This is a genomic window from Sulfurimonas hydrogeniphila, from assembly GCF_009068765.1.
Taxonomy (GTDB): domain Bacteria; phylum Campylobacterota; class Campylobacteria; order Campylobacterales; family Sulfurimonadaceae; genus Sulfurimonas; species Sulfurimonas hydrogeniphila.
Genome location: NZ_CP035534.1, coordinates 880839 through 893671 on the forward strand (window position 1 = coordinate 880839; position 12833 = coordinate 893671).

At 36.9% G+C, this 12833-nt stretch carries 15 protein-coding genes; 13 read left to right on the forward strand and 2 right to left on the reverse strand.

All coding sequences use genetic code 11. From position 1 onward, the window contains the following. The first annotated feature begins 22 nt into the window (after positions 1–22). Positions 23–589, forward strand: a complete 567-nt coding sequence (locus ETP70_RS04660) for a 5-formyltetrahydrofolate cyclo-ligase (protein WP_151900087.1) — start codon at positions 23–25, stop codon at positions 587–589. A 24-nt stretch (positions 590–613) separates the two neighbouring features. Continuing rightward, entirely contained in the window at positions 614–2182 is a 1569-nt protein-coding gene (gene rny / locus ETP70_RS04665) for a ribonuclease Y (RefSeq protein ID WP_151900088.1), read from the forward strand. Between the two features lie 20 nt (positions 2183–2202). Here rny and ETP70_RS04670 read toward each other — a convergent pair whose 3' ends face one another. After that, a complete protein-coding gene (locus tag ETP70_RS04670; RefSeq protein WP_151900089.1) occupies positions 2203–2778 on the reverse strand; it encodes a Tll0287-like domain-containing protein in 576 nt (191 codons plus the stop codon). A 111-nt stretch (positions 2779–2889) separates the two neighbouring features. Here ETP70_RS04670 and ETP70_RS04675 point away from each other — a divergent pair, with 111 nt between their 5' ends. From ETP70_RS04675 to ETP70_RS04705, 7 genes are all read left to right on the forward strand, one after another. Further along, on the forward strand, positions 2890–3567 hold the full coding sequence (locus ETP70_RS04675; RefSeq protein ID WP_151900090.1) for a F0F1 ATP synthase subunit A: 678 nt from the start codon (positions 2890–2892) through the stop codon (positions 3565–3567). Between the two features lie 9 nt (positions 3568–3576). Further along, the gene (locus ETP70_RS04680) at positions 3577–3840 is read left to right on the forward strand and encodes a hypothetical protein (RefSeq protein WP_151900091.1); all 264 of its coding nucleotides are present in this window, start codon (positions 3577–3579) and stop codon (positions 3838–3840) included. 62 nt (positions 3841–3902) lie between these two features. Next, the gene (gatB, locus tag ETP70_RS04685) at positions 3903–5333 is read left to right on the forward strand and encodes an Asp-tRNA(Asn)/Glu-tRNA(Gln) amidotransferase subunit GatB (RefSeq protein WP_151900092.1); all 1431 of its coding nucleotides are present in this window, start codon (positions 3903–3905) and stop codon (positions 5331–5333) included. A 5-nt stretch (positions 5334–5338) separates the two neighbouring features. Next, on the forward strand, positions 5339–6901 hold the full coding sequence (locus ETP70_RS04690) for an ion transporter (RefSeq protein ID WP_188110050.1): 1563 nt from the start codon (positions 5339–5341) through the stop codon (positions 6899–6901). Next, the gene (locus ETP70_RS04695) at positions 6894–7613 is read left to right on the forward strand and encodes an NAD-binding protein (RefSeq protein ID WP_151900093.1); all 720 of its coding nucleotides are present in this window, start codon (positions 6894–6896) and stop codon (positions 7611–7613) included. Before ETP70_RS04690 ends, ETP70_RS04695 begins: the two co-directional genes overlap by 8 nt. Continuing rightward, positions 7585–8472: an NAD(P)H-dependent glycerol-3-phosphate dehydrogenase gene (locus ETP70_RS04700; RefSeq protein ID WP_151900094.1), complete on the forward strand. Its 888-nt coding sequence runs from the start codon at positions 7585–7587 to the stop codon at positions 8470–8472. Before ETP70_RS04695 ends, ETP70_RS04700 begins: the two co-directional genes overlap by 29 nt. 14 nt (positions 8473–8486) lie before the next feature. Continuing rightward, positions 8487–9818, forward strand: coding sequence for an SLC13 family permease (locus tag ETP70_RS04705; protein WP_151900095.1), 1332 nt, complete (start codon positions 8487–8489; stop codon positions 9816–9818). On the opposite strand, the gene ETP70_RS04710 is transcribed toward ETP70_RS04705, so the two are convergent. Continuing rightward, positions 9813–10004 (reverse strand): hypothetical protein, encoded by a 192-nt coding sequence (locus ETP70_RS04710; RefSeq protein WP_151900096.1) that lies wholly within the window; start codon positions 10002–10004, stop codon positions 9813–9815. The genes ETP70_RS04705 and ETP70_RS04710 overlap by 6 nt on opposite strands. Before the next feature lie 67 nt (positions 10005–10071). On the opposite strand from ETP70_RS04710, the gene ETP70_RS04715 reads away from it, so the two are divergent. From ETP70_RS04715 to prmC, 4 genes are all read left to right on the forward strand, one after another. Beyond that, positions 10072–10365 (forward strand): Dabb family protein, encoded by a 294-nt coding sequence (locus ETP70_RS04715; RefSeq protein WP_151900097.1) that lies wholly within the window; start codon positions 10072–10074, stop codon positions 10363–10365. Between the two features lie 131 nt (positions 10366–10496). Further along, entirely contained in the window at positions 10497–10709 is a 213-nt protein-coding gene (locus ETP70_RS04720; RefSeq protein WP_230973313.1) for a hypothetical protein, read from the forward strand. A 42-nt stretch (positions 10710–10751) separates the two neighbouring features. Then, positions 10752–12011 (forward strand): M48 family metallopeptidase, encoded by a 1260-nt coding sequence (locus ETP70_RS04725; protein ID WP_151900098.1) that lies wholly within the window; start codon positions 10752–10754, stop codon positions 12009–12011. Continuing rightward, positions 11993–12823, forward strand: a complete 831-nt coding sequence (gene prmC / locus ETP70_RS04730; protein ID WP_151900099.1) for a peptide chain release factor N(5)-glutamine methyltransferase — start codon at positions 11993–11995, stop codon at positions 12821–12823. The genes ETP70_RS04725 and prmC overlap by 19 nt, the downstream gene beginning before the upstream one ends. Positions 12824–12833 lie beyond the last annotated feature (10 nt).

A 12833-nucleotide genomic window follows, 5' to 3' on the forward strand; every position in this document is an offset into this window, starting at 1 on the left:
ATTATAGCGATAAAGATTTAATATGACTCTTACAAAAAACAGTTTCAGGCAAATATGTCTTCAAAAGATTAAAAAAGCATCACAACACAATAAGTTTTATAAAGATTTTTTAATAAATAATGCACTCTTAAAAGAGTTGGAACATTTTAAAACCGGCAAAAGACTGAAAATATTGTTTTTTTATCCGTTGCCATATGAGGCAGATATCCTTAAAGTGCTTAAAAAAATGAGAAAAAAACACGATATTTTTGTGCCGTTTATGCAAGGCGAAAGTTTTAAAATGGTACCATTTAGATTACCGCTAAAGAAAAAAAAATTTGATATTTTTGAAGCGGGAAATACAATAAAAAAAAATAATAAAATTGATATAGCTATAGTTCCAGCAGTGGGAGTTGACGGTAATTTACAGAGAATTGGTTTTGGAAAAGGGATGTATGATCGTTTCTTTGCAAAATTAAAAGAAAAACCATATACTATTTTTGTACAACCGGTATTTTGTCACACAGACAGTTTGATATGTGATGCATATGATGTGGCATGTGATGTACTTATAACCCCGACAAGAACACTGCGTAAACGGAGTAGCTAAGGTCTTTATAAAAAGGTTTATTAGATGTTAAACGAAATACTGCTTGGTGGTGCAATTGCAACAGTAAGTGGAGTAGTTGGTTTTTTAATTTCTAAAAAGATAACCGGTGCTAACTTTGATGTATATGTTGAACAGGCGGTTGCCAAAGCAAAGGCGATTGAAAATGAAGCACAGACACTTCTGGAACGTGCAAAACTCAAAGCACGTGAAATAGAGCATGAAGCACAAAAAGCCTTTGACAGTGCCAAAGAACGTGCACGTGCAGATTTTGCGCAAAGAGAAGATGAACTTTTACGCAAAGAACAAAGTCTGAAGCGCTTGATACAGGATGAAGAAAAAAACATTCAAAATGAGTTAAACAGAATCAAAGCACAAAAAGTTAACCTGGAAAGAAATGAAAAATCACTGGCTTCACTGAAAAAAAAGTATGAAGAGAAAATAGATGAAGCAGTCCATACCATAGAACACAGTGCAGGTATGACACAGGAAGAGGCTAAAAAAATTCTTCTTGATAAAATTGAAGAAAAGGCGCGTGGCGAGATAGCACATATTGTAAGAAAATATGAAAATGAAGCCAGACAAGAAGGGGAGCGCAAAGCCAATTTTATTTTGGCACAGGCAACGAGTCGTTTTGCCGGAGAATTTGCTTCTGAGAGATTGACAAATCTGGTTCATTTGGAGAGTGATGAACTCAAAGGCCGCATTATCGGTAAAGAAGGGCGAAATATCAAGGCTTTGGAAACTCTTCTTGGTGTGGATATCATTATAGATGACACACCAAATGCTATTCTTGTGAGCAGTTTTAATTTGTATCGTCGTGCTATTGCAACAAAAACACTGCAGTTGCTTATAGAAGACGGAAGAATTCAGCCTGCGCGAATAGAAGAGATATTTAAAAAAGTTTCTGAGGAGTTTGAATCCAAAATTTTGGCAGAAGGTGAAGAACTGATAGCCGAAATGAATATCGGTGTAATGCACCCGGAACTTATGAAATTAATCGGAAGACTGCGTTACCGCGCAAGTTACGGACAAAATGCGTTAGCCCATACGCTTGAGGTTGCCCATCTTGCCGGAATTATGGCTGCAGAAATGGGGGGAGACCCGATCTTGGCAAAACGGGCAGGACTTTTGCATGATATAGGCAAGGCATTGACGCATGATATGGATGGAAATCATGTTGATTTAGGGGCCCAGATTTGTCGCAGATACAATGAAGATGAAGTTGTCATCAATGCAATCTATGCACATCACGGACAACAGGAAATCAACTCCATAGAGTGTGGTGCGGTTTGTGCTGCAGATGCACTTTCAGCGGCACGTCCGGGTGCACGAAGAGAAGTTCTGGAGAGTTTTTTAAAGCGTGTTACCGAAATAGAAGATATCGCATCGCGTCACAGCGGTGTAAAACAGGCATATGCGATTAATGCCGGACGAGAAGTCAGAGTCATCGTGAATGCAACTTTGGTAAATGATGATGAGTCAATTCTGATGGCAAGAGAAATTGCAAAAGAGATAGAAGATCGTGTGCAGTATCCGGGTGAAATTAAAGTAAATGTTATTCGGGAAAGTCGGGCTGTGGAATTTGCCAAATAAAGTAGAAAACTCTACTTTATTTACTTTTTAATCGTAACAACGACGGCTCCTCTCAAGTCACCCATCTTGTAGTGCTGTGCTTTATCTTCCGGATATCTTTGGGCAATGGCACGTTCTAAAGCTTCATTCTGTATATTTCCATGACATTTCAAGCACACCTGTTTGTTTATTACTAATGGTTTATAGTATTTGTATGTATGTTCATCTACTTTTTGTATCAACTGTTTTGGTAGCTTTACATGTAGGCTTTGGAGCTTTTCAAGTGATTCCAAAACTTCTTGTTCATTACCTTGCGGCTGGTTGGCGGGGTTTCTGTATTTTGTACTGATTCTTTTGACTGTTACTCCTTTTGGAAGCTTTTTGTTCACTTCCTCTGTCAGGGTATAGGCTTTTTGTGTACAGAAATCAAGGGCTTGCATAGGACCGCCTGCTTTCATATTTCTTTTCATATTGGAACCCAAGGTTTTTAGCAGCAGTATGGAACTTTTCTGTCCTGTTTTTATTATGTTCTGCAGTTGTTTGTTTTCCTGTTGAGAGGCCCCAAAAAGCAATGAAACACTCAATGTAATATATGTAACGGATTTTAAAATATTCATGAAATCCTCCTCGATTAAAATATTCTTGGGATGATTATAACAAAACTTAGAATAATTTAATGCAACTTTGAGTATAATTGCGTCAATATTTAAAGACAAGGGAGCACACCTATGGGTGAACTGTTTACTTTTTTCGGACTTATCTCAGAAGATAAAACGTTTATTTTTATGAGTCACATGTTGCTATCAGCCGGTATAGCTTTAATCTTAGCGAGAGTGGCTATGTCAAATTTACAACTTGTACCCAAAGGGACACAAAACCTGATGGAAGCATACGTGCAGGGTGTATGGTCTATGGGTACGGATGTAATGGGCAGATTGCATGCCCGTAAATATGTTGCACTGGTAGCAACTATCGGTTTGTTTGTTGGAATTGCAAATATTATTGGAATATTCCCAGGATTTGAAGCGCCTACAGCAATGTTGGAAATGCCTTTGGCTCTTGCTATAACAGTATTTGTGTATTACAACTATGTTGGTATTAAAGAGCATGGTCTGCTGCTTTATCTCAAGCACTTTCTTGGACCTGTCTGGTGGCTGTACTGGTTAATGTTCCCGATTGAGATTGTGTCTCATATCTCCCGTATTATCTCTTTGACATTCCGTCTTTTTGGAAATGTAAAAGGGGATGATATGTTCTTGATGGTAATATTGATGCTTGCTCCTTGGATATTGCCGATTGTTCCGTTTGCTCTGTTGACATTTATGGCATTTTTACAGGCGTTTATCTTTATGATGCTTACATATGTTTACCTTGGTGGTTCATTACTTGTCGATGAGACTATCTAATTTCTCTCAATGCAAAAAGACATTTATGAAAAAATTATAAGCTTTTTGCTTGGAGCATCATGGGCAATAGTATTGTTCGGTGCTCTGTTTACTTTCAAGATATTTATCAATTTCGGAATCGTAATAGCGATTTTTACCACGATGGTATATATCTTTATCTCACTCTTTCTTATTCTCGCAATAGATGCTTTTTTAGTCAATAAACAGCGACTGCAGGAAGCGAAAAAACAAACCAAACTCTTAGAAGAAATCTATACTCAAGTCACTTCATAACGTCCTTTAAAGCATACATTGGTTAAAATAAGAACAATTAATTTATTTTCACAAGGAAATTTATGTTTGAAGTAGTTATCGGTCTTGAAGTCCACGTACAATTAAATACAAAAACGAAACTTTTTTGCTCGTGTCCTACGAGTTTTAACCATAAGCAAAATACAAATACCTGTCCGACCTGTTTGGCACTGCCCGGTGCACTTCCTGTGCTTAACAAAGAAGTTATACATAAATCCATAATGCTCGGTACAGCCCTTGATGCTACGATTAACAGAGTTTCTTATTTTGACAGAAAATCCTATTTTTATCCGGATTCTCCCTCTTCTTATCAAATTACGCAGCTCTATACGCCTATAGTGGAACACGGGAAACTGCAAATTGATTTTGAAGACGGTTCACACAAAACGATTCGTGTCAATCGGGCACACATAGAGGCTGATGCCGGTAAAAACATCCATGACGGCAATATTTCAAAAGTTGATTTAAACCGTGCCGGAACACCCTTGCTCGAAATTGTAAGTGAACCGGATATGCGCAGTGCTGAAGATGCGATTCTTTATCTGAAAAAGCTCCACTCGATTATCCGCTATTTGGATATAGGTGATGCAAACATGCAGGAGGGTTCTTTTCGAGTGGATGTAAATGTCTCTATCCGTCCTAAGGGAGATGAAAAGCTGTATACCCGTGTCGAGATTAAAAACATCAACTCTTTTAAATTTATTCAGCGTGCTATAGAGCTTGAAGTGGCTCGTCAGATTGATGCATGGGAAGATGGAACATATGAAGAAGAGATTTGTCAGGAAACACGTCTTTTTGATCCTGTAAAACAGGAAACACGTTCTATGAGAGGAAAAGAAGAAGCGGCTGATTACAGATATTTTCCGGAACCTGATCTGCTCAAATGTGTTGTAACAGATGAAATGATGCAAAAATATACACAAATTCCTGAACTGCCTGATGCAAAAAAAGAGCGTTTTGTGAATGAATACGGTATGAATAAATACAATGCTATGGTAATCACTTCTGCCGTGGAGACGGCAAACTTTTTTGAAACAATGCTGCAAGAGGAAGGGGTGAGTGCAAAAACGGCTACTACATGGCTGACTGTGGAGTTGCCTGCCCGTTTCAAAGGGGAGATAAATATAACGAACTCTCCGATAGATGCAAAAAAGCTTGGATTTTTGGTCAAAAGAATAGATGATAAAACCATCAGCGGTAAAGCGGCGAAAGAAGTTTTAGATTTTTTAATGGAGAATGAAACTGTAGATGTTGACAGTGCAATTGACAAACTCGGACTCAAACAGGTTACAGATACCGGAGCAATCGAGGCGATGTGTGATGAAATTATCAATGCAAATGAGGATAAAGTTGCCCAGTACAAAGGCGGAAAAGAGAAACTTTTCGGTTTCTTTGTCGGTCAGGTGATGAAAGCAAGCAAAGGAAGTGCAAATCCACAGGTTGTCAATGAAATTCTTAAAGCTAAACTGGGTTAACTTCTATGATAAAAAGTTTGATACTTGATGCGGCCTATTTTTTAAATACCTCAAAAAAGTATCAGTCTTTTAAAAACTTTTTTTACAATATTTTAGAGAATGACAAATGCAAATATAAAAGATATATAGATATCTTTATGATTCTGCTTATTTTTATAAGTGTGGGTGTTTTAATTCGGGAAGTCAAACATCATGTAAATGACTACCTGATGTTTTTTAGCAATTATGTAATTTCTATCATTTTTTTTATAGAGTATATGTTGCGTTTGTGGGTAAACAGCAGTGTCAGTGAAATTATTGTCAAACGAGCGGAACATGATACATTTTTGCTTCGAGAGGTTAATCTTTACAAGGCGTTTAAAGAGATCGCAAAAGTAAAACTCAGCTATATGGCATCACCAAAAGCCATTATAGATCTTCTTGCAATTTTACCGTTTTTCCATGAATTGAGACTGTTGCGTATATTTATTCTTTTTAGGGTTTTTAAACTTTTTCGGTATGCCAAAAGTTTGCAAATACTGAGTTCTGTTCTTGCAACAAAAAAGTTTGAGTTTTTTACGCTTGGTATTTTTGCCTTTGTCGTTATTTTTATCTCTTCTGTTTTGATCTATGTTATGGAAGGCAACAGGGCAGACTCTCCTGTTGATACTCTTTTTGAAGCACTTTACTGGGCTATAGTGACCATTTCAACTGTGGGATACGGTGATATAGTTCCGGTAACGAGCGAAGGGCGTTTTGTATCCATCATCGTTATCATTGCAGGTATTGCAGTTTTGGCATTTACTACATCTTTGTTTGTTTCTGCTTTTACCGAGAAGCTTGAAGAGATCAAAGAGATAAAAACAATTGAAAATATTGCCAAACTAAAAAAATTTTATTTGATATGCGGATATGAAAATGTTGCCAGGGAAGTTGCCAGAAAACTTTCAAAAAGCGGGCATAACATTATCGTTCTTGATGAAGATACCCAAAGGGTGGAAAATGCAAAACTGGACGGGTATACTACATTAAATTATAATCCCGGCAATAAAGAAAGCTATGAAAAACTCAACATAGATATGAAAAAACAACTCAAAGGAGTGCTGTGTCTGCGTGAAAATGATGTAGACAATGTTTATGCCGCTTTGACTATACGGTCTTTAAACAAAGATGTTATGATTTTGTCTTTGTTAAACAATGATGCAAACCGTAACAAACTGGAGTTTGTAGGCATCAATAAAATAGTTTATCCTCAGGAGCTTGTGGGACTTATAACGAAAGAGCTGGTAGGAAAGCCTGTTGCTTTTGAAGTGATTCATGAGCTTAGGAGTGAGGATTCTGATGTAATTATCGATGAGATCGGCATCACCAAAAGAATTGTAGAAAACTTTCCTACAGTCGGAGATTTGAACAATAAACACTACAGTATCGTTTTGCTTGGCGTGTATAAGCATGAAAAAGACCGTTTTTATTTTAACCCTTTAGACAGCACTTTGTTGGAGGCCGGAGATTATCTTTTGGTCATTGGATATCAGGTGTATATTAAAGAATTTGAAAAATATTTGCATACAAGAGTACATGATGACTAAAACTACAGCATTGATATTTGGACACAATAAATACGCCTATGAAATAATTAAAAATGTAAAAGACAAATACAACAGCATCAAAGTATACTCTTTGGATGACAATGATAAAAAAGAGGGTTTGTATGATGTGGAACTTTTTGATTTAAGTGATGAGTGGGAAGATATAGAAAACAATGTCGATATTGAAAATTCAATAGCTTTTTGTGCATTGGAAGACCCTTCCGAAAATATATTTTTAACGATATCACTGCGTTCAAGTTTTAAAAACCTGACAATTATAACCATTGCATCAAATAAAGAAAATTCAGATAAACTGAAAATGGCAGGAGCCACAAAAGTCATTCCGATTGTAGAAACGACATCGGATATTATTGCAAATGTATTGGAAAAGCCGGTATCAAACAAGGTACTGCACAGTATTTTATATGAAGAGAGTGATCTCAAAATTGCACAAATTAAAATTGACGACACAAGTCATTTTAAAGATGAAAAACTTAAAAGTATAGACTGGACACGATATAATGGCATACTGGTATTGTCTGTGATGCACGAAGATATGCAGAGTGAATTTATATATTCAAACAAAGCAAAAGAGCATGTTATAAAAAGCGGTGATATTCTCGTAATTGTAGGATATGAAAAAGATATACAGGAATTTGAAAATTTGATTGGGAGTAAGCGATATGTCAATTGGAGTCATTGGAGCAGGTAAGTGGGGCAGTGCTTTGGCATTTGCCCTGAGTGAAAAAAACAGTGTTCTTATAACGTCTAGAACTCCGAGAGATTTAGACAATTTTGTCACTCTAGATGAGATTCTTGAATGTGAGTATCTTGTGATTACAGTACCTGCACAGCAGATAGCAGGCTGGCTTGAAGAAAATTTTGTATTTAAAAACCAAAAAATTCTTGTGGCATCGAAGGGCATAGAGGCTACAAGCGGAAAGTTTTTAAATGAAATATATGAAAAGTATGTTCCCGATGAAAATATAGCCTTTTTATCTGGTCCCTCTTTTGCGTCAGAAGTGATGCAGTCCCTGCCGACTGCCTTGGTTATAAACTCCTCGAATGAGAAACTTGCTCAAGAATTGGGTGGTTTGTTTCCCTCTTTTATCAAAACATATACCTCAGATGATGTGACAGGCGCAGAAGTTTGCGGTGCATACAAAAATGTCATTGCGATTGCCGCAGGCATATGCAATGGATTGGAATTGGGAAATAATGCAGCTGCAGCGTTGATATCTCGCGGTTTGGTTGAAATGCAACGCTTTGGCATTGCATACGGCGCAAAAGAGGAGAGTTTCATAGGGTTAAGTGGTGCAGGTGATCTGTTTTTAACAGCTTCTTCTCCCATGAGCAGAAACTTCAGAGTGGGAATCGGTCTTGCAAAAGGCCGTACTCAAAAAGAAATTCTTGAAGCATTGGGCGAAGTTGCAGAGGGAATAGGAACTGCGTATGCGCTGCAAGACATCTCTGCAAAACATGGTTTGTATCTTCCTATTGCGCGAGAAGTGTATCTGACACTTGAGGGAAAAAACCCACATGAGAGTTTGAAAGATTTATTGACAAAGTAGAAAGCAGGACATATATGAAAATAGCAGTGGCACTGAGTATAGGACTTTTCTTTTTTGCTCTAAGCGGAGTCTTTTTTACACTCCAACAGAGTACCCTTATAGGGTGTATAGCCTTTTTTGTAACGCTTTGGACAAACGAAGGTCTGCCATTGGGCGTAGTCTCTCTTTTACCGATAGTTCTTTTTCCTGCCTTTGGGATTTTAGATACAAAAATGACTGCCACAAATTATGCCAATCCTATCATTTATCTCTTTTTTGGCGGTTTTTTACTTGCAATAGCGGTTGAGAAAACAAAGCTGCATTTACATGTAGCCAATAAACTTTTGGGTTTGTTTCCTGCAACACCAAGAGGGATGATATTTTCTCTTGCACTGACATCAGCTTTTTTAAGTTCCATTTTGTCCAATACGACAACAACCCTGTTACTTATCAGTATTGCAGTTTTTTTAACAGATAATATAAAATTAAAAATGCGTTTTGCCCTTGCTATTGCTTATGGTGCAAGTATAGGAGGTATATTGACACCCATCGGCACACCTCCAAATTTGATTTTGCTCGGTATTATGCAAGAACACAGTATGCAGCTTATTCCGTTTTTTCAGTGGATGTTTATGGTTGCGCCACTCTCTCTTTTTATGTTGACAAGTGTCGGTTTTTTACTGAGTTACGGTGTCAATGCAATACCGATACAGACAAAAATAGAAAAAAAAGTTTTAGAGCCATCACAGAAAAAAGTGATGTATTTAATGTTGGGCTTAATTGCAGTCTTGTTTGTCAACGCTCCTGTAAGACCCTATTGGAATGGTCTTGGTATGAGTGAGAGTGGCATACTGCTTGGTTTTGGATTGGCACTGTTTATGCCGCCTTTTAATATACTGCAATGGAAAGAGGACAGTAAAAAAATTCCTTATGCCATAATGTTTTTATTTGGTGCGGGTTTTTCTATTGCAAAAGCTTTTGCACAAACCGGACTGGCAGATGAGGTTGCATCATATCTCTTACATATGACTGAACTTTCACCATTGCTTCTTCTGTTGAGTGTTGCTGTATTGATAACTTTTACGACAGAAATTACGTCAAATACGGCACTGATTTCGATAATGCTGCCGGTTATCTATTCTGTAGCAGAGCAGTCCGGCATAAATACAACACTTTTCATGATGGTGGCTACCCTGTGTGCCAGTTATGCTTTTATGCTGCCTATTGCCACACCGCCCAATGCTATTGCGATGAGCAGCGGAGCTGTCGGGGTAAAAGATATGCTGAAATACGGAATAGTTTTGAATTTACTTGGAATATTTTTTATCGTTTTTATTGCAGAATATTTTTGGAAAAATATTTTATAGTTTGTCACTCTTTTTTCTGATGTACATGTAAAGGTCTTTGAGGATTAAAAATACAGAGTAGACCCATAAAATATCCAGAATTGGATTATGCTGCAGACCATGTGTCAGCATGTACGGATAAACAACGGCGATTGGCCATTTCAAAAAATAAAAAAATAAAATTCCTACACCGTATAACTCTTTCATACAGGTATCTTAGCAAAATATTATAAAATCTTTGCTAATATTGCAAGAAATATCTAAAGGTTGAAAAATGATAGTCCATATAGTGATGTTTAAATTTAAAGATGAAAACAAAGCTTTAAATATAGCAAAGGCAAAAGCGAAACTTGAAAGTCTGGAAAAAAGTATTGATGTGCTCAGAACCATTGAAGTTGGTATTAATTTTAATGAATCAGACAGAGCTATGGACCTCTCTCTTTACTCAACATTTGCAACCCAAGCAGATCTTGAAACATATGCGACACATGAAGAGCATCTCAAAGTGGTCTCTTTTATTAAAGAAGTTACTGTAGAGTCAAAAGTTGTTGATTATATACTTGAGTAACTGAATTTTTCTAAAATGACGATAAAACAAAATAAAAAATAGACTTAAATCGTCAAACTAGCTCTTTTTTATCACATCAGCTTATATTTATTTTTGATACAATCTCACAAAATATTTATAAAGGATGGAAAATGATGTCAGAACCAAGATTAGAAGATATGGGTGATTACAATACGTTAAAAGGCGAAAAAAAGAGAATTGTATGGGCGGTTATCATTGCCGGTCTTCTTTTAGGCGCTGTATATATGATCGCATATAATATATTTGATGACAAAGGAGATGTTATTCCTGTAAAAGATGAAATAACAATCGTTCCGTTAAGCAAAAGTATTCCAATTAGATAAGTTTTAGCTATAATTTCTCAATTAAAATAAGGCGGTAGTGGCATGTTAATGACAATAGTGGGTATATATAGTTTTTATGTATTGATAATGATATATACAAGTGTAATGCAGATAGGCTATATTAATCTCATAAAAAGAAAAACACCGGTTTTGCTGTCTGCTGCTGATTTCTTAAAAGCGGGAAATTATGCTGTTGAAAAAGAAAAACTCTCGATTGTAAATACTTTTGTTGACTATCTTGTGTTTATTGCCTGGATCGGCATTGGGATAAAGTACCTTGTTGAACAGTACTATACTCTGTCAAACCAGGCATTGATGAATGTGGCTATAGTCATGAGTTTTGTAGTTGTAAACTATATCATTTCTTTGCCTTTTTCCTATTATGAAAAATTTGTGATTGATGCAAAATACGGCTTTAACAATTCAACCCTTGGACAGTGGATAAAAGATACGTTTATTTCTTTTTTTCTGACAATTGTTTTTGGTTCTCTGGTTGTGTGGGGTATTTATGAAATCATTGCAAACTTTGAGTTGTGGTGGCTGTGGAGCTTTTTGTTTGTTTTTGCGATAGTGATTTTGATAAATATGCTTTATCCTACTTTTCGTGCAATGTTTTTTGATAAACTGACACCGCTTGAAGATGCAGAACTTGACAGTGAAATTAAAAGACTTATGGACAAAACAGGTTTTGTAAGTTCGGGTGTTTTTGTAAGTGATGCGAGTAAGCGGGATAACAGGCTCAATGCCTATTTCGGCGGATTCGGAAAAGCTAAAAAAGTTGTTTTGTTTGACACTTTGCTTAAAAAACTGACAACGAAGGAGCTTTTAGCCGTTTTAGGGCATGAACTCGGACATTTTGCCCATGGGGATATTTATAAAAATATTGCTTTGGTGGGTGTGATGCTTTTTGCAATGTTTGCAATCTTTGGTAATTTGCCGGATTCGCTTTACCTGGAACTCGGTGTTTCCAAACAGCCCTATGTCATTATGATTTTACTGATGCTGTTTATGCCGGTACTTGGTTTTATAATGATGCCTGTTATGGGAATTGTCAGTCGGCATAACGAATATGAAGCGGATAAGACGGGGAGTGAACTTGGCGGAAGCGCAGGTGCAATTGAACTTGCAAATGCACTGAAAAAACTGGTAAATGAAAACAAAAGTTTTCCGCTTTCGCATCCTTTGTATATTTTCTTTCACTATACACATCCTCCTGTGATTGAACGATTAAAGGAACTCGGCATGGATGTGGGATATATAGAAAAGAGCGGTACTGAGGGTAAATGCGAAGCAGATATATAGTCAAAGATTTACTTCGTGAGGTTACACAGAATCTACAGCCTTGTGTACAAAGAGCCCCAAGAGAAGCACAGCTGCTTTTAATGAAATATCTTGAAGTGGATGAACTCTGGCTCATTACCCATCAAAACAGTTCTGTAGAAATTTCACAGCAGTTTTTTGAATGGGTACAAAGACGGCAAAACAATGAACCTTTTGAATACATCACAAAGCGGGTAAGCTTTTACAGTGAAGAGTTTTACATAGACGAGGGCGCCCTGATACCCCGTCCCGAAACAGAACTGCTGATAGATGAAGTGATCAAAAACGTACCGGATAAAAAGAGTGCTTTCACTTTTGCCGAGGTCGGAGTAGGGAGCGGCATCATCTCTATAATGCTTGCAAAGACTTTTAAAAACTCTAAAATCATCGCAGTGGATATTTCTCAAAAAGCTTTGGATGTGGCACAAAAAAATATAGAAAAATTTGGACTGCAGGAGCAGATTGAACTGCGGTTAGGATCTCTGCTTGAACCGGTTTGTGAAAAAATTGATTATCTGGTTTCAAATCCGCCGTATATTGAAAACGGTACTGCTTTGGAATCAAATCTCTCCTATGAGCCGCAAAATGCACTTTTTGGGGGAGAGGTCGGTGATGAAATTATTAAAGAACTTCTTGATGAAGTCTTAAGACAAAAGATTAGATTTTTTAGTTGTGAGATTGGTTATGACCAACAAGATAAAATACAGGATTATATGCAAGGAAAAGATTTTAAATCTATAACTTTTTACAAAGACTACAGCTCGTTCGATCGCGGATTTACATTACAAATATAACAAGGTTTTA